15 protein-coding genes and 1 pseudogene are annotated in these 16,507 nt (G+C 66.3%); 12 read left to right on the forward strand and 4 right to left on the reverse strand.

The annotated features are described in order from the left end of the window. Positions 1–14 precede the first annotated feature (14 nt). The 7 genes and pseudogenes from sufB (at position 15) to AWC25_RS25020 (ending at position 6,562) form a co-directional block, all read left to right on the forward strand. A complete protein-coding gene (gene sufB, locus AWC25_RS24990; protein WP_069401206.1) occupies positions 15–1,463 on the forward strand; it encodes a Fe-S cluster assembly protein SufB in 1,449 nt (482 codons plus the stop codon). Then, the gene (gene sufD / locus AWC25_RS24995; RefSeq protein ID WP_069401205.1) at positions 1,463–2,650 is read left to right on the forward strand and encodes a Fe-S cluster assembly protein SufD; all 1,188 of its coding nucleotides are present in this window, start codon (positions 1,463–1,465) and stop codon (positions 2,648–2,650) included. Before sufB ends, sufD begins: the two co-directional genes overlap by 1 nt. Beyond that, complete coding sequence (sufC, locus tag AWC25_RS25000) at positions 2,647–3,417, forward strand: Fe-S cluster assembly ATPase SufC (protein ID WP_069401204.1); 771 nt, start codon at positions 2,647–2,649, stop codon at positions 3,415–3,417. The genes sufD and sufC overlap by 4 nt, the downstream gene beginning before the upstream one ends. Before the next feature lie 2 nt (positions 3,418–3,419). Beyond that, on the forward strand, positions 3,420–4,673 hold the full coding sequence (locus AWC25_RS25005) for a cysteine desulfurase (protein ID WP_069401203.1): 1,254 nt from the start codon (positions 3,420–3,422) through the stop codon (positions 4,671–4,673). A gap of 18 nt (positions 4,674–4,691) precedes the next feature. Continuing rightward, a pseudogene (gene sufU / locus AWC25_RS25010) lies at positions 4,692–5,196 on the forward strand (Fe-S cluster assembly sulfur transfer protein SufU). Continuing rightward, positions 5,135–5,482 carry a metal-sulfur cluster assembly factor gene (locus AWC25_RS25015; protein ID WP_069401201.1) on the forward strand — a complete coding sequence of 116 codons (348 nt, stop codon included), beginning with the start codon at positions 5,135–5,137 and terminating at the stop codon, positions 5,480–5,482. The pseudogene sufU and the gene AWC25_RS25015 overlap by 62 nt, the downstream one beginning before the upstream one ends. Positions 5,483–5,590: 108 nt before the next feature. Next, positions 5,591–6,562, forward strand: coding sequence for a YihY/virulence factor BrkB family protein (locus AWC25_RS25020; RefSeq protein WP_069401200.1), 972 nt, complete (start codon positions 5,591–5,593; stop codon positions 6,560–6,562). 4 nt (positions 6,563–6,566) lie between these two features. Here AWC25_RS25020 and AWC25_RS25025 read toward each other — a convergent pair whose 3' ends face one another. Next, complete coding sequence (locus AWC25_RS25025) at positions 6,567–8,396, reverse strand: acyl-CoA dehydrogenase (RefSeq protein WP_069401199.1); 1,830 nt, start codon at positions 8,394–8,396, stop codon at positions 6,567–6,569. A 221-nt stretch (positions 8,397–8,617) separates the two neighbouring features. Here AWC25_RS25025 and trxA point away from each other — a divergent pair, with 221 nt between their 5' ends. The 4 genes from trxA (at position 8,618) to AWC25_RS25045 (ending at position 11,817) form a co-directional block, all read left to right on the forward strand. Next, positions 8,618–8,968 (forward strand): thioredoxin, encoded by a 351-nt coding sequence (gene trxA, locus AWC25_RS25030; RefSeq protein WP_069401198.1) that lies wholly within the window; start codon positions 8,618–8,620, stop codon positions 8,966–8,968. 62 nt (positions 8,969–9,030) lie between these two features. Then, positions 9,031–9,840 carry an enoyl-CoA hydratase gene (locus AWC25_RS25035; protein ID WP_069401197.1) on the forward strand — a complete coding sequence of 270 codons (810 nt, stop codon included), beginning with the start codon at positions 9,031–9,033 and terminating at the stop codon, positions 9,838–9,840. Positions 9,841–9,887: 47 nt separating this feature from the next. Further along, positions 9,888–11,525: an ABC-F family ATP-binding cassette domain-containing protein gene (locus AWC25_RS25040; RefSeq protein WP_069401196.1), complete on the forward strand. Its 1,638-nt coding sequence runs from the start codon at positions 9,888–9,890 to the stop codon at positions 11,523–11,525. A 103-nt stretch (positions 11,526–11,628) separates the two neighbouring features. Next, a complete protein-coding gene (locus AWC25_RS25045) occupies positions 11,629–11,817 on the forward strand; it encodes a helix-turn-helix domain-containing protein (protein ID WP_044511429.1) in 189 nt (62 codons plus the stop codon). Here AWC25_RS25045 and AWC25_RS25050 read toward each other — a convergent pair. Continuing rightward, the gene (locus AWC25_RS25050; protein WP_069401195.1) at positions 11,814–12,419 is read right to left on the reverse strand and encodes a TetR/AcrR family transcriptional regulator; all 606 of its coding nucleotides are present in this window, start codon (positions 12,417–12,419) and stop codon (positions 11,814–11,816) included. The two genes, AWC25_RS25045 and AWC25_RS25050, sit on opposite strands and share 4 nt — an antisense overlap. Before the next feature lie 22 nt (positions 12,420–12,441). After that, positions 12,442–15,264: an aconitate hydratase gene (locus tag AWC25_RS25055; RefSeq protein ID WP_169717167.1), complete on the reverse strand. Its 2,823-nt coding sequence runs from the start codon at positions 15,262–15,264 to the stop codon at positions 12,442–12,444. A gap of 212 nt (positions 15,265–15,476) precedes the next feature. Here AWC25_RS25055 and AWC25_RS25060 point away from each other — a divergent pair, with 212 nt between their 5' ends. Further along, positions 15,477–16,061 (forward strand): Rv1476 family membrane protein, encoded by a 585-nt coding sequence (locus AWC25_RS25060; RefSeq protein ID WP_069401194.1) that lies wholly within the window; start codon positions 15,477–15,479, stop codon positions 16,059–16,061. Here AWC25_RS25060 and AWC25_RS25065 read toward each other — a convergent pair. After that, positions 16,058–16,507: integrase core domain-containing protein (locus AWC25_RS25065; protein ID WP_142278637.1), on the reverse strand; the 450-nt coding region annotated here is incomplete at its 5' end. The genes AWC25_RS25060 and AWC25_RS25065 overlap by 4 nt on opposite strands.

A 16,507-nucleotide genomic window follows, 5' to 3' on the forward strand; every position in this document is an offset into this window, starting at 1 on the left:
AAAGGAGCGTCCGTATGACCCTCACACCCGAGGCCACCACACCGGCTTCTGAGCACCTGACTCAGGAGCAGGCGATCGCATCCCTGGGCAAGTACGGCTACGGCTGGGCGGACTCCGACGTCGCGGGCGCCAGCGCCCAGCGCGGGCTGTCCGAGGCGGTGGTCCGCGACATCTCGGCAAAGAAGAACGAGCCGGACTGGATGCTGCAGGCCCGGCTCAAGGCGTTGCGCACGTTCGAGAAGAAGCCGATGCCGAACTGGGGTTCCAACCTCGAGGGCATCGACTTCGACAACATCAAGTACTTCGTGCGCTCGACCGAGAAGCAGGCCGCCAGCTGGGAGGACCTGCCCGAGGACATCCGCAACACCTACGACAAGCTGGGCATCCCCGAGGCGGAGAAGCAGCGCCTGGTTGCCGGCGTCGCCGCGCAGTACGAGTCCGAGGTGGTCTACCACCAGATCCGCGAAGACCTGGAGAGCCAGGGCGTCATCTTCCTGGACACCGACAGCGGACTGCGCGAGCACCCGGACATCTTCAAGCAGTACTTCGGCAGCGTGATCCCGGCCGGGGACAACAAGTTCTCCGCGCTGAACACCGCGGTGTGGTCGGGTGGCTCGTTCATCTACGTGCCGCCGGGCGTGCACGTCGACATTCCGCTGCAGGCGTACTTCCGGATCAACACCGAGAACATGGGCCAGTTCGAGCGGACGTTGATCATCGTCGACGAGGGTGCCTACGTGCACTACGTCGAGGGCTGTACCGCACCGATCTACAAGAGCGATTCGCTGCACTCCGCGGTGGTCGAGATCATCGTCAAGCCGGGCGGGCGTTGCCGCTACACGACCATTCAGAACTGGTCGAACAACGTCTACAACCTGGTCACCAAGCGGGCCCGCGCCGAGGCCGGCGCCACCATGGAGTGGGTCGACGGCAACATCGGCTCGAAGGTCACGATGAAGTACCCGGCGGTCTGGATGACCGGTGAGTACGCCAAGGGTGAGGTGCTCTCGGTGGCGTTCGCCGGCGAGGGGCAACACCAGGACACCGGCGCCAAGATGCTGCACCTGGCGCCCAACACGTCGAGCAACATCGTCTCCAAGTCGGTGGCCCGCGGCGGTGGCCGCGCGTCCTACCGCGGCCTGGTGCAGGTGAACAAGGGTGCTCACGGATCCCGGTCCAGCGTGAAATGCGATGCGCTGCTTGTTGATACGGTCAGCCGCAGCGACACCTACCCCTACGTCGACATCCGCGAGGACGACGTCACGATGGGGCACGAGGCCACCGTGTCCAAGGTCAGCGAGAACCAGCTCTTCTACCTGATGAGTCGCGGGCTGACCGAGGACGAGGCGATGGCGATGGTGGTGCGCGGCTTCGTCGAGCCGATCGCCAAGGAACTTCCGATGGAATACGCCCTGGAGCTCAACCGGTTGATCGAGCTGCAGATGGAAGGTGCGGTCGGCTAGTGGGCAACCTGACTGAGGCGGTGCAGGGTTCGGCCCTCACCGCCGTCAACAAGGGCGAATTGTTCGCGTCCTTCGACGTCGAAGCGTTCGAGGTTCCGCATGGCCGCGACGAGTTGTGGCGGTTCACGCCGTTGAAGCGGTTGCGTGGCCTGCACGACGGGTCGGCCCGCGCCACCGGTAAGGCCCAGATCACCGTCGGCGAGCAACCCGGGGTGACGACCGAGACCGTGCGCCGCGGCGACGAGCGGCTCGGGCAGGGCGGCGCCCCCACCGATCGTGTTGCTGCGCAAGCCTTTTCGTCATTCAACTCCGCGACGGTGGTGACCGTGGCCCGCGACACCGAGGTGGCCGAGCCCATCGAGATCGTGATCACGGGACCCGGCGAAGGGGCCGTCGCCTACGGGCACCTGCAGATTCGGGTGGAAGAGCTCGCCCGGGCCATCGTCGTCGTCGACCTGCGCGGTAGCGGCACCTACGCCGACAACGTCGAGATCATCGTCGGCGACTCCGCCGGCGTCGGAGTGATCTGGATCGCCGATTGGGCCGACGACGCCGTCCACGTCAGCGCGCATCACGCACGGCTGGGCAAGGATTCGGTGCTCGGGCACGTCAACGTGACGTTGGGCGGCGACCTGGTGCGCACGTCGACAACGGTGCGGTTTACTGCGCCCGGCGGCGACGCGCAGCTGCTCGGCACCTATTTCGCCGACGACGGCCAGCACTTCGAATCCCGGTTGCTCGTCGACCACGCGCACCCCAACTGCCGTTCGGACGTGTTGTACAAGGGTGCGCTACAAGGCGATCCGGACTCCGACCGGCCCGACGCGCACACGGTGTGGATCGGCGACGTGCTGATCCGGGCCGAGGCCACCGGCACCGACACCTATGAGGCGAACCGCAACCTGGTGCTCACCGACGGCGCCCGCGCCGACTCGGTGCCCAACCTCGAGATCGAGACGGGCGAGATCGTCGGCGCCGGACACGCCAGCGCCACGGGACGATTCGACGACGAACAGCTGTTCTATCTGCGTGCCCGCGGCATCCCGGAAGACCAGGCCCGCCGGCTGATCGTGCGTGGTTTCTTCGGCGAGATCATCCAGAAGATCGCCGTCCCCGCCGTGCGGGACCGGCTCACCGAGGCCATCGAGCACGAACTTGAGTTGACCGAAGGAAGCAAGAACCAATGACCACGCTGGAAATCAAGGATCTGCACGTCAGCGTCGCCCGCACCGACGACGCCGATGCCATCGGAATCCTCAAGGGTGTCGACCTCACCGTGTCCTCTGGGGAGACGCACGCGTTGATGGGCCCCAACGGGTCGGGCAAGTCCACCCTGTCCTACGCCATCGCCGGGCATCCCAAGTACGAGGTGACGTCGGGCTCGATCACGCTGGACGGCCAGGACGTGCTGGCAATGAGCGTCGACGAGCGCGCCCGCGCCGGGTTGTTCCTGGCGATGCAGTACCCGATCGAGGTGCCCGGCGTATCGATGTCGAACTTCCTGCGCACCGCGGCCACGGCCGTGCGCGGCGAGGCACCCAAGCTGCGGCACTGGGTCAAGGAGGTCAAGGGCGCGATGGACGATCTCGGCATCGACCCGTCCTTCTCCGAACGCAGTGTCAACGAAGGCTTTTCCGGCGGCGAGAAGAAGCGGCACGAGATCTTGCAGCTGTCGTTGCTCAAGCCCAAGATCGCGATCCTGGACGAGACCGACTCCGGGCTGGACGTCGACGCCCTCCGGGTGGTCAGCGAGGGCGTGAACCGCTACGCCGAGGCCGAGCAGGGCGGCGTCCTGCTGATCACGCACTACACCCGGATTCTGCGCTACATCCAGCCGCAGTTCGTGCACGTGTTCGTCGGCGGTCGCATCGTCGAGTCCGCCGGCCCGGAACTCGCCGACGAACTCGAAGAGCACGGTTACGAGCGCTTCACCTCGGCGGCCGCGGGAGCGTAACGATGACGGCCTCCGTGAATCGACTGGATCTCGCGGCGATCCGTGCCGATTTCCCCATCCTCAAGCGCGTGCTGCGCAGCGGAAATCAGTTGGCGTACCTGGATTCGGGTGCCACGTCGCAACGCCCGCTGCAGGTGCTGGACGCCGAGCGCGAATTCCTCGTCACGTCCAACGGCGCCGTGCACCGGGGTGCCCACCAGTTGATGGAGGAAGCCACCGACGCCTACGAGCAGGGCAGGGCCGACATCGCCGCGTTCGTCGGTGCCGGCGTCGACGAGCTGGTCTTCACCAAGAACGCCACCGAGTCCCTCAACCTGGTGTCGTATGTGTTGGGCGACAAACGGTTTGACGGCGCCGTCGGCGAGGGCGACGTCATCGTCGTCACCGAACTCGAGCATCACGCCAACATCGTTCCCTGGCATGAACTGGCCCGGCGGACCGGGGCCACGGTGCGCTGGTACGGCGTCACCGACGATGGCCGCATCGACCTGGACTCGCTACAACTGGACGAGCGCGTCAAAGTTGTTGCCTTCAGCCATCATTCGAACGTGACCGGCGCCGTCGCGCCGGTGGCTGAGCTGGTGTCCCGGGCCAAGGCCGTGGGCGCGCTCACCGTGCTGGATGCCTGCCAGTCGGTGCCGCACCAGCCGGTCGACTTCGCCGCCTTGGGCGTCGACTTCGGCGCGTTTTCCGGACACAAGATGCTGGGGCCCAACGGAATCGGCGTGCTCTACGGCCGTCGCGAGCTGCTGGAGGCGCTGCCGCCGTTTTTGACCGGCGGATCGATGATCGAGACGGTCACGATGGAGGCCACCACATACGCCCGCCCGCCGCAGCGGTTCGAGGCCGGCACCCCGATGACCTCGCAGGTGGTCGGATTGGCCGCGGCTGTCCGGTATCTCGCCGCCCTCGGCATGGACGCCGTCGAGGCCCACGAGCGCGACCTGGTTGCCCAGGCCATCGACGGCCTGTCCGGCATCGACGCCGTGCGCATCATCGGGCCGACGTCGATGCAAGACCGCGGCTCGCCGGTGGCGTTCGTGGTCGACGGCGTGCACGCCCACGACGTGGGCCAGGTGCTCGACGACGAGGGCGTCGCGGTGCGGGTCGGCCACCACTGCGCAATGCCGCTGCACCGCCGCTTCGGGGTGGCCGCCACGGCGCGGGCCTCGTTCGCGGTTTACAACACCCCCGACGAGGTCGATCGACTGGTGGCCGGCGTGCGCCGGTCCGTGGACTTTTTCGGCGGAGCGTGAGCCGTGCGCCTGGAGCAGATGTATCAGGACGTGATCCTCGACCACTACAAGCACCCACAACACCGCGGGCTGCGCGAGCCGTTCGGCGCGCAGGTGTCGCACGTCAACCCGATCTGCGGTGACGAGGTCACGCTGCGGGTCACGCTGTCCGACGACGGGCAGACGGTGCTCGACGTCTCCTACGACGGGCAGGGTTGTTCGATCAGCCAGGCGTCCACCTCGGTGCTCACCCAGCAGGTGATCGGCCAGAGCGTGGGGGAATCGTTGAAGACCGTGACCGCCTTCACCGAGATGGTGTCCTCGCGGGGAACGATCGAGGGCGACGAGGATGTGCTGGGCGACGGCATCGCGTTCGCCGGAGTCGCCAAATACCCGGCCCGGGTGAAATGCGCCCTGCTGGGCTGGATGGCGTTCAAAGATGCGCTGGCCCAGGCCAGCCATGCTTTCGAGGAGGACCAGCGATGAGCGAAACCGCCGCGGCCAGCGAGGAATTCCTCGCCGACGTCGAGGAGGCGATGCGTGACGTCGTCGACCCGGAGCTGGGGATCAACGTGGTCGATCTGGGATTGGTGTACGGCCTCAACGTCGAAGAGGGCGATGAGGGCACGGTCGCGACCATCGACATGACGTTGACGTCGGCGGCCTGCCCGCTGACCGATGTGATCGAAGACCAGTCACGCACCGCGCTGGTCGGCAGCGGGCTGGTTGACGATCTGCGGATCAACTGGGTGTGGAACCCGCCGTGGGGCCCGGACAAGATCACCGAGGACGGCCGCGAACAATTGCGGGCGCTCGGCTTCACCGTCTAACCTGGCCGCGGGTCGGCGCTCGGCGCGATTGGTGGTCCCCAAAAGCGGGTATGAACCCTCATCCCAACTGTTGGGTGTCGGCGCGTACGGGGGATGAAGTGATCGGCGATGTTCGGGTGGCTGGATAGAGTGCAGCGACGCAACCGCGGAGTCAGTGTCGCGGTCGCGGTCATCTACAAGTATCTCGATGATCAAGGCGGCTACCTGGCCGCGCTGATCACCTATTACGGTTTCGTGTCGTTGTTTCCGTTGCTGTTGCTGCTGACCACCGGACTCGGGGTGGTGCTCGCCGGGCGGCCCGATCTGCACCAGCAGGTCATGCACAGCGCGCTGAGCCAGTTCCCGGTCATCGGCAGCCAGCTGCACCAGCCGGAGGCGCTCAGCGGCGGGGCGACCGCGGTCGTCGTCGGAATTCTGGGTGCGCTGTACGGCGGGCTGGGCGTGGGTCAGGCGCTACAGAATGCCATGGATTCGGTGTGGGCCGTACCAAAGAACAACCGCCCCAACGTCTTTCAGTCGCGGCTGCGCAGTCTGCTGCTGCTGTTGGTGCTCGGCTCGGTGGCGTTGGCGGGCACCGTGTTGTCGGGGATCGGTCAGACCACCGGGGTATTCGGTATTTTCGGCAAGATCTGCGTTGCCCTGGCGGCCATCACGATCAACGCGGTGATCTGCCTGGTGGCCTTCCGTGTGACCACCGCGCGTGACCTCACCTATCGGCAGGTGCTTCCCGGAGCCGTTGCGGCCGCGATCATTTGGCAGATTTTGCAGTGGTTCGGCACCGGTTATATCCAGCACACGGTCAAGACGTCCAGCGCCACCAACAGCGTGTTCGCGTTGGTCCTGGGCATGCTGGCCTTCCTGTACCTGGTGTCCATGACGCTGGTGTTGTGCGCCGAGCTCAACGTCGTCCTGGTCGAGCGGCTCTACCCGCGCGCGTTGCTCAGCGCCTTCAGCGACGATGCCGAACTCACTCGGGCGGACCGCCGGACCTACGCGAAACGGGCCAAGGCCGAACGGGTCAAACCACTTCAGCGGGTCAGCGTGCGCTTCGACGAGATGCACCCGCCGGTCGCTCCGTGACCGATCAGAAGGCGTCTTCGGAGAGGCGCATCACGTCGTCGTCGAGGGATTCGATGACACGGCGCAGCGCGGTCAACCGCGGCAGCATGTTCTTGGCGAAGAACGCCGACGTGGCGATCTTGCCCCGATAGAACGCCTCGTCACTGGGCGACGCAGCGCCGGCCAGCGCGGCGCGTGCGACGCCGGCGTGCACCAGCAGCTGCCACCCGATGAGCAAATCGCCGACCGCGAGCAGGTAGCGCACCGACCCGAGTCCCACCTTGTAGATCTCGGTGGGATGCCGACTGGCCGACATCAAAAAACCGGTCAACGCGCCCGTCATGGCCGTCACCTCGTCGAGCGCGGTTTGCAGCAGCTGCGCCTGCGATTTCAGCGCGTCGTCACAGTTGTCGATGGTCTTGCTGATCTGCGCGATCACGAATTGCAGTGCTTGGCCGTGGTCGCGGACGATCTTGCGGAAGAAGAAGTCCAGCGCCTGGATCGCGGTGGTGCCCTCGTAGAGCGAGTCGATCTTGGAGTCGCGGATGTATTGCTCCAGCGGATAGTCCTGCAGGAAGCCCGACCCGCCCAGGGTCTGCAGCGACTCGGTCAGTACCTCGTAGGCCCGCTCGGAACTCACCCCCTTGACGATGGGCAGCAGCAGGTCGTCAATGCGGTGGGCCAGATCGTGATCGGCGCCCGAAACCTGTTGCGCCAGCGCATCATCCTGATGTGCGGCGGCGTACATGTACAGTGCCCGCAGCCCCTCGGCGTAGGCCTTCTGGGTCATCAGGCTGCGGCGCACATCCGGGTGGTGCATGATCGTGACCCGCGGTGCGGTCTTGTCGGTCATCTGCGTCATGTCCGCACCCTGCACCCGCTCCTTGGCGTACGCCAACGCGTTGAGGTAACCGGTGGACAACGTGCCGGCGGCCTTGACCCCGATCGTCATGCGCGCATGCTCGATCACGGTGAACATCTGCGCGATCCCGTTGTGCACGCCGCCGACCAGATAGCCCACGGCGGGCACATCGGTGGCGCCGAACGTCACCTCGCAGGTGGGGGAGGACTTGATCCCCATCTTGTGTTCCAGCCCCGTGACGAAAACCCCGTTGCGCGAGCCGAGTTCGAAGGTGTCGGGGTCGAACAGGTAGTTGGGCACATAGAACAGGCTCAGCCCCTTGGTGCCGGGCCCGGCACCCTCTGGGCGGGCCAGCACGAGATGAAAGACGTTGTCGGCGGTGGTGCCGACGTCGCCGCCGGAGATGAACCGCTTGACGCCCTCGATGTGCCAGGTACCGTCGGGTTGCTCGATCGCCTTGCTGCGGCCCGCGCCGACGTCGGACCCGGCATCGGGTTCGGTGAGCACCATGGTGGCCGCCCAGCCGCGCTCCACGCCCTCGGCCGCCCACCGCTTCTGCTCCTCGTTGCCCTCGGCGTAAAGGGCTTGTGCCATAAAGGGTCCCAGGCAGAAGAAGCTGGCCGACGGGTTGGCGCAGAAGATCATTTCGTTGACCGCCCAGGCCAGCGGCGGCGGCGCCGGCATGCCGCCGATCTCTTCGGCCAAGCCGAGGCGCCACCATCCCGCGTCCTTGATCGCCTGCACCGTCTTGGCCAACTCCGGTGGCACGGAAATGCTGTGCGTCTCGGGGTCGAAGACCGGCGGGTTGCGGTCGGCGAAGGCGAAGGTCTCGGCGACCGGGCCTTCCGCCAGGCGAGCGGCCTCGGCCAGGATGGTCCGCACCGTGTCGGCGTCGAGATCGGCGTATTCGCCGGCGCCCAGCACGGCGCCGACATCGAGAACTTCGAAGATGTTGAATTCGAGATCACGGACGTTCGGGATGTAGTGGCCCAAGACATCTCCCCTGACTGGCCCGCCGGCGGCGGATCACAAGCCCTAAGTGTGTCTGAGCAGGGAAAACCTCCGCAACCGTAACCTCACGGGGAGTCCCCGGCCGGGCGCTGCGCTGGCCATTCGCCGCCGGCCGGAGCAGGATGGGGGGTTCGCGCGGGAACATGCCGGTGGTCGACATTCGCGCGGGGAACATCCGGCTACGACGTGGCGTTAGGCGAAATGTGACAACGCTGGACCTTACTGCTGAGCAGTTCAATACGACGATCGAGAACAACGACATCGTCCTGGTCGATTTCTGGGCTTCCTGGTGCGGACCGTGCCGCCAGTTCGGGCCGACCTTTCAGGCTTCCTCGGAGAAGCACCCCGACATCGTGCACGCCAAGGTCGACACCGAGGCCGAGCAGCAGCTGGCGGCGGCCGCCCAGATTCGCTCGATCCCGACGCTGATGGCGTTCAAGAAGGGCAAACTGCTGTTCAACCAGCCCGGCGCATTGCCGCCGGCGGCGCTGGAGGACCTGGTACAGCAGATTCGCGACTTCGACGTCGAGGCGGCCGAGGCGCAAAAGAGCTGAGACTTGGCCGCCGGCCCGCCGCCGAATAGGTCGTCAGCAACCGCCCGCGCTACCGTTCACGGGTGAGTTTGGTACTGCTGGAGCACCCGCGCCCGGGCGTCGCGCTGATCACGCTCAACCGGCCCGAGCGGATGAATTCGATGGCGTTCGACGTCATGGTGCCGCTGAAAAAGGCCCTCGACGAGGTGACCTACGACAACGCCGTGCGGGTCGTGGTGCTGACCGGGGCGGGCCGGGGCTTTTCCTCGGGTGCCGATCACAAGTCCGCGGGATCGGTGCCCAACGTCGACGGGCTTACCCGCCCGACCTATGCGCTGCGGTCGATGGAGGTGCTCGACGAGGTCATCTTGGCGCTGCGCCGCCTGCACCAGCCGGTCATCGCCGCGGTGAACGGCGCCGCGATCGGCGGCGGGCTGTGCCTGGCCCTGGCCGCCGACATCCGCGTCGCCGCCACGAGCGCGTATTTTCGCGCGGCGGGCATCAACAACGGGTTGACCGCCAGCGAGTTGGGGCTGTCGTACCTGCTGCCCCGGGCCATCGGCGCCTCGCGCGCGTTCGAAATCATGCTGACCGGCCGCGACGTCACCGCCGAGGAGGCTGAGCGCATCGGGCTGGTGTCCTGCCAGGTGCCGGACGGGCAGTTGCTGGACACCTGTTATGCGATCGCCGCCCGCATTGCCGCGTTCTCCCGGCCCGGGGTCGAATTGACCAAACGCACACTGTGGAGTGGACTGGACGCCGGTAGCCTGGAAGGGCACATGCAAGCCGAAGGCTTGGGACAGCTTTTCGTCCGTCTGCTCACTGCCAACTTCGAAGAAGCGGTTGCTGCACGCGCAGAGCGCCGGCCGCCGGTGTTCACCGACGACAAGTAGCGGCCCGGGTGCCGGGCGAATAGCAGCGTTAAGCGAGGAGAGCGATCGTGATCACGGCTACGGGCCTTGAGGTCCGCGCTGGTGCGCGCATTCTGCTCTCACCCGACGGTCCCGATCTGCGCATCCAGCCCGGCGACCGGATCGGGCTGGTCGGCCGCAACGGCGCCGGCAAGACGACCACCCTGCGCATTCTGGCCGGCGAGAGTGAACCGTACGCCGGCACGGTCACCCGCGCCGGCGAAATCGGTTACCTGCCACAGGATCCCAGAGAGGGCGATCTCGACGTGCTGGCACGCGACCGGGTGCTGTCCGCCCGCGGGTTGGACGTCCTGCTGACCGATCTGGAGAAGCAGCAGGCGCTGATGGCCGAGGTGGCCGACGACGACGCCCGCGACCGCGCCATCCGCCGCTATGGCCAGCTGGAGGAGCGATTCGTCGCGCTGGGCGGCTACGGCGCCGAGAGCGAGGCCGGGCGCATCTGCGCGAGTCTTGGTCTGCCGGAACGGGTGATGACCCAGCAGCTGCGCACGCTGTCCGGCGGTCAACGTCGCCGGGTGGAGCTGGCCCGCATCCTGTTCGCCGCTGCGGAAGGTGGGGCCGCCGGTTCGGGTTCGTCGACCACACTGCTGCTCGACGAGCCGACCAACCACCTCGATGCGGATTCGATCGGCTGGTTGCGGGATTTCCTGCGGTCGCACACCGGCGGGCTGGTGGTCATCAGCCACAACGTCGAGTTGCTCGCCGACGTCGTCAACCGGGTGTGGTTCCTCGACGCCGTGCGCGGCGAGGCCGACGTCTACAACATGACCTGGCAGAAGTACTTGGACGCCCGCGCCACCGACGAGCAGCGTCGCCGCCGCGAGCGCGCCAACGCCGAACGCAAGGCCACCGCGCTGCGCTCCCAAGCCGCCAAGCTGGGTGCGAAAGCCACCAAAGCCGTTGCGGCACAGAACATGTTGCGTCGCGCCGACCGCATGATGGCGGCGCTGGACGAGGAGCGGGTCGCCGACAGGGTCGCCCGGATCAAGTTCCCCACCCCGGCCGCGTGCGGGCGAACCCCGCTGGTGGCCAAGGGGTTGAGCAAGTCCTACGGCTCGCTGGAGGTGTTCACCGGGGTTGATCTGGCCATCGACCGCGGCTCGCGAGTGGTGGTGCTGGGGCTCAACGGTGCCGGCAAGACCACGCTGCTGCGTCTGTTGGCCGGCGCCGAAATCCCCGACACCGGCGGCATCGAGCCCGGGCACGGTTTGCGCCTGGGCTATTTCGCGCAGGAGCACGACACCATCGACAACGATGCGAGCGTGTGGGAGAACATCCGGCACGCCGCGCCCGCGTCCGGCGAACAGGAGCTGCGCGGCCTGCTCGGCGCGTTCATGTTCAGCGGACCGCAGCTCGACCAGCCGGCCGGCACCCTGTCCGGTGGCGAGAAGACCCGGCTCGCGTTGGCCGGCCTGGTGGCCTCGACGGCCAACGTGCTGCTGCTCGATGAGCCGACCAACAACCTTGACCCCGCCTCGCGCGAACAGGTCCTCGACGCGCTGCGCAGCTATCAGGGCGCGGTGGTGCTGGTGACACACGACCCCGGCGCCGCCGAGGCGCTGGACCCGCAGCGGGTCGTGCTGCTGCCCGACGGCACCGAGGACTATTGGTCCGAGGAATACCGGGATCTCATCGAGCTGGCCTGAGCCCGGCAAGTCCCGGCCGGCGAATTCGGTGAAATCGACACGCGCAGGACATCGGCTTCTTACTCTTGGGGCTTGGATTTGAGTTTCAAGCGTGGAGGGGTCAGTGCCAACGTCGAAAGAACTGCGTGCCGAATTGCTGCACGAACTGCGCAACGCCTACGAGGGCGGTGCCAGCATTCGGACACTCGTCGCCAGCACCGGCAGATCGTACGGGTCGATTCACAGCATGCTGCGTGAATCGGGAACCACGATGCGCAGCCGGGGCGGCCCCAACCATACCCGTCACCGCTAGCCGCGGCCGTCCGCTGGGGTCGTTGAGGGCTGCCCAGAGTCGTTGCGGCGCACCGAGTTTTCCACCAGATCCAGCACGGCGGACAGCCGCTGGGGATCCTCGCCGGACGCCAGCCGGGCCACCAATCCGTCCAGGACCAGTTCCAGGTAGCACTGCAACACGTCACCGGGTACGTCGTCGCGCACCCGCTGTGCCTGCTTCTGTCGTTGCAACCGATCGTGGGTTGCGGCCGCCAATTCCGCGGAGCGTTCCGACCAGCCCCGGCTGAAGGCGGGGTCGTTGCGCAGCTTGCGCGCAATCTCCAGCCGGGTGGCCAGCCAGTCGAACTGCTCTGGGGCGGCCAGCATGTCGCGCATCACCTGGATCAGTCCCTCGCGCGAGGCGACGTCGGCCATCCGCTCCGCGTCTTCGTGGGCGAGGGCGAAAAACAGCGCGTCCTTGTCCCGGAAATGGTGAAAGATCGCGCCGCGCGACATCCCGATCGACTGTTCCAGCCGCCGAACCGTGGCTCGGTCATAGCCGTGTTCGGCGAAACACCGTCGGGCACCGTCAAGGATCTGGCGGCGGCGAGCCGCCAAATGGTCCTCGCTGACTTTGGGCATGGGCCGGGTGGCTCGGCTCGGACTAGCCGGACTTCAGCATGTTGCGCAGCACGTACTGCAGGATGCCGCCGTTGCGGTAGTAGTCGGCTTCACCGGGGGTGTCGATGCGCACCACCGCGTCGAATTCGATCGGGTCCCCGGAGTCCTTGGTCGCCTTGACGCGCACCGTCTTCGGCGTTTTGCCCTCGTTGAGCGCGTCGATGCCGGTGATGTCGAACACCTCGGTGCCGTCCAGCCCCAGTTCCTGAGCCGTCTTACCCTCGGGGAACTGCAGCGGGATCACGCCCATGCCGATCAGGTTGGAACGGTGGATCCGCTCGAACGACTCCGCGATCACCGCCCGCACACCCAGCAGCCGGGTTCCCTTGGCCGCCCAGTCCCGCGAAGAGCCCGACCCGTACTCCTTACCGCCGAGCACCACCAGCGGGATGTTCTGTGCCGCATAGTTTTGCGCCGCGTCGTAGATGAAGGCCTGCGGGCCGCCCTCCTGGGTGAAGTCGCGGGTGTATCCCCCGGACACGTCGTCGAGCAGCAGGTTGCGCAGCCGGATGTTGGCGAACGTGCCGCGGATCATCACCTCGTGGTTGCCGCGCCGTGAGCCGAAGGAGTTGTAATCCTTGCGCTCGACACCGTGTTCGTCGAGGTACTGGGCGGCCGGGGTGCCCGGCTTGATGCTGCTGGCGGGCGAGATGTGGTCGGTCGTCACCGAATCACCCAGCAGCGCCAGCACTCTCGCGCCGGTGATGTCGGCGACCAGCTCGGGCTCGGCGGGCATGCCCTCGAAGTACGGGGGCTTGCGCACATACGTCGAATCCGGGTTCCACTCGAAGGTGTTGCCGCTCGGGGTCGGCAGGTTGCGCCACCGCTCGTCACCCTTGAACACGTCGGCGTAGTTCTTGGTGAACATTTCGGAGTTGATCGCCGAGGCGATGGTGTCCGAGACGTCCTGCTGCGACGGCCAAATGTCTTTGAGGTAGACGTCATTGCCGTCCTTGTCGGTGCCTAGCGGCTGGGACTCAAAGTCGAAGTCCATCGTGCCGGCCAGCGCGTAGGCCACCACCAGCGGCGGGGAGGCCAGGTAGTTCATCTTCACGTCCGGGTTGATGCGGCCCTCGAAGTTGCGATTGCCGGACAGCACCGCGGTGACCGAAAGGTCGTTGTCGTTAATGGCTTTCGAGATCTCGTCGGGCAGCGGGCCGGAGTTGCCGATGCATGTGGTGCACCCGTAGCCGACCAGATAGAAGCCGAGCTTCTCCAGGTAGGGCCATAGGCCGGCCTTGTCGTAGTAGTCGTTGACCACCTGCGAGCCGGGAGCCATGGTGGTCTTCACCCACGGCTTGGACGCCAATCCCTTTTCGACGGCGTTGCGGGCCAGCAGCGCGGCGCCCAGCATCACCTCGGGGTTGGAGGTGTTGGTGCACGAGGTGACCGCGGCGATCACCACGGCGCCATGATCGAGGACGAATTCGCCGCGCCCATCGGACTTGACCGTCACCGGGTCGCTGGGGCGGCCCTTGGCATGCGCGGCTGCCGAATGCACCTCGGGAACGTCGTCGGCGTGGCCGTTGGACACCGCGCCGGGGTCGCTGGCCGGGAAGGTCTCCTCGACGGCCTCGTCCAGCTTCGAGTAACCCTGCTTGCCGTCCTCGTCGCCGTCGACGTAACTGAGAATCTGCTCCCGGAACGTCGCCTTGGCGGCCGACAGCGCGATGCGGTCCTGCGGGCGCTTGGGTCCGGCGATGGACGGCTCCACCGTGGACAGGTCGAGCTCGAGGTACTCGGAGAAGGTCGGCTCGCGGTCGGGGTCGTGCCACAGGCCCTGCTCTTTGGCGTAGGTCTGCACCAGTGCCAGCTGCTCCTCGGTGCGGCCGGTGAACTTGAGGTAGGAGATGGTCTCCTCGTCGATCGGGAAAATGGCTGCGGTGGAACCGAATTCGGGGCTCATGTTGCCCAGCGTGGCGCGGTTGGCCAGCGGTACTTCGGACACACCCTTGCCGTAGAACTCGACGAACTTGCCGACCACGCCGTGCTTGCGCAGCATCTCGGTGACCGTGAGCACGACGTCGGTGGCCGTGACGCCCGGTTGGATCTCGCCGGTCAACTTGAAGCCGACGACGCGGGGGATCAGCATCGAGACCGGCTGGCCCAGCATAGCGGCCTCGGCCTCGATACCGCCGACGCCCCAACCCAACACGCCCAGGCCGTTGACCATCGTGGTGTGCGAGTCGGTGCCCACACAGGTGTCCGGGTAGGCCAACCCGTCGCGGGTCATGACGACGCTGGCCAGATATTCGATGTTGACCTGGTGCACGATGCCGGTGCCCGGCGGCACGACCTTGAAGTCGTCGAAGGCGCCCTGACCCCAGCGCAGGAACTGGTAGCGCTCGCCGTTGCGCTGGTACTCGATTTCGACGTTGCGCTCGAACGCGTCGGCGGTGCCGAACAGGTCGGCGATCACGGAGTGGTCGATCACCAGGTCGGCCGGCGCCAGCGGATTGACCTTGTCGGGCTTGCCGCCGAGGTCGGCGATCGCCTCGCGCATGGTGGCCAGGTCGACGATGCACGGCACCCCGGTGAAGTCCTGCATCACCACGCGAGCGGGGGTGTACTGGATCTCAATGCTGGGCTCCGCGTTGGGATCCCAGTTCGCGATCGCTTCGATGTGGTCCTTGGTGATGTTGGCGCCGTCTTCGTTGCGCAGCAGATTCTCGGCGAGGACCTTGAGGCTGTAGGGGAGTTTCTCGGTGTTGGGTACGGCGTCCAGACGGTAGATCTGGTAGCTCTTGTCGCCGACCTTCAGGGTGTCGCGGGCTCCGAACGAGTTCACAGAATCTTGGTTGGTCACATCAACTCCCTGGGATTAAGTTCTTCCGCCGGCGGGGCTGTGCCGGGCGGTGCTCCGGACGATCATGCCAACCTTAACAGTACGCTTGTCCTGCAATGCATCGGCACGTCAATTTCAGTCTTCTCGGGTCGGGGCCGGGTTGAAACCTTTTTCTTTGACCCGTCGCGTACGGTTCGTGTAGCGCAGGCGCTATCGCGGGCAGGAGGCACATCGTGACCGGGCAGGGTTCGTTCGTCCCATCACCTCAGACCACCTACTTCTTGCATCCGGTCCTGCCCGCCTACATTCCCCAAGACGTCGACATGACGGCGATCAAGGCCGCGGTCGCGGCCTCGAACGTCAGCGCGCCGCCAGAGACGGCGCCGGCCCTGCTCGAGGTGGTCAACCAGGCGCACGCCGCCGGTATCAATCTCAAAATCGTGCTGCTCGACCACAATCCGCCAAACGACACACCGTTGCGCGACATCTCCACCGTCGTCGGTGCCGACTATCACGACGCCACCGTCTTGACCCTGAGCCCCAGTTACGTCGGCACCTACAGCACCCAGTTCCCCCGAGTCACCCTCGAGGCCGGCGAGGACATCGCCAAAACGGGCAATCCCGTCGTCTCCGCGCAGCATTTTTTGCATGAGCTGGAAACCCCCGAGTTCCCGTGGACCGGGCTGACCATTTTCCTGCTCATCGCCGTCCTTGCCGCGGCCGTCGGTGCGCGGTTGCTGCAGTTGCGTGCGCGGCGGTCAGCAACCTCGCGCGGCGCCGCGCCGCCCGCCGCCGGACAGCCGAGCGAAGGCGTCTAGTTGTATGAGGCCATGACATTGGTGACGCCGGTGGCGAGTCGTGATGCTGGTGGCTGGCCTGCGGCGGCAGAGTGTGGTCGATGGTAGTTGAAGTGGATGTTCCAGACTTTGAGTGCTTCGGCGCGTTGGGTTTCTGAGGTCCATGTCCTGGCGTAGAGGAACTCTTCGGCCAGGATGCGGTTGTAGCGCTCGACTTTGCCGTTGTGGCGCGGGGTGTAGGGCGTGATGAATTGGTGGCGTGCGCCGTGGAGCACGTGGGCGAAGTCTTTGGCCCGGTAGCAGGCGCCGTTGTCGGTGACGATCCGCTGGATGCGGTCGATGCCATGGACGGCGAACCATACCTGGGCGCGGTGCATGAATCCGATTGCGGTGACGGCTTTTTCGTTGTCAAGGGCTTCGGTGTAGGACAGTCGGGAGAACCCGTCGACGGCCGAATGCAGGTACAC

Origin of the sequence: Mycobacterium sherrisii, from assembly GCF_002102355.1 — a bacterium.
Classification (GTDB): Bacteria; Actinomycetota; Actinomycetes; order Mycobacteriales; family Mycobacteriaceae; genus Mycobacterium; species Mycobacterium sherrisii.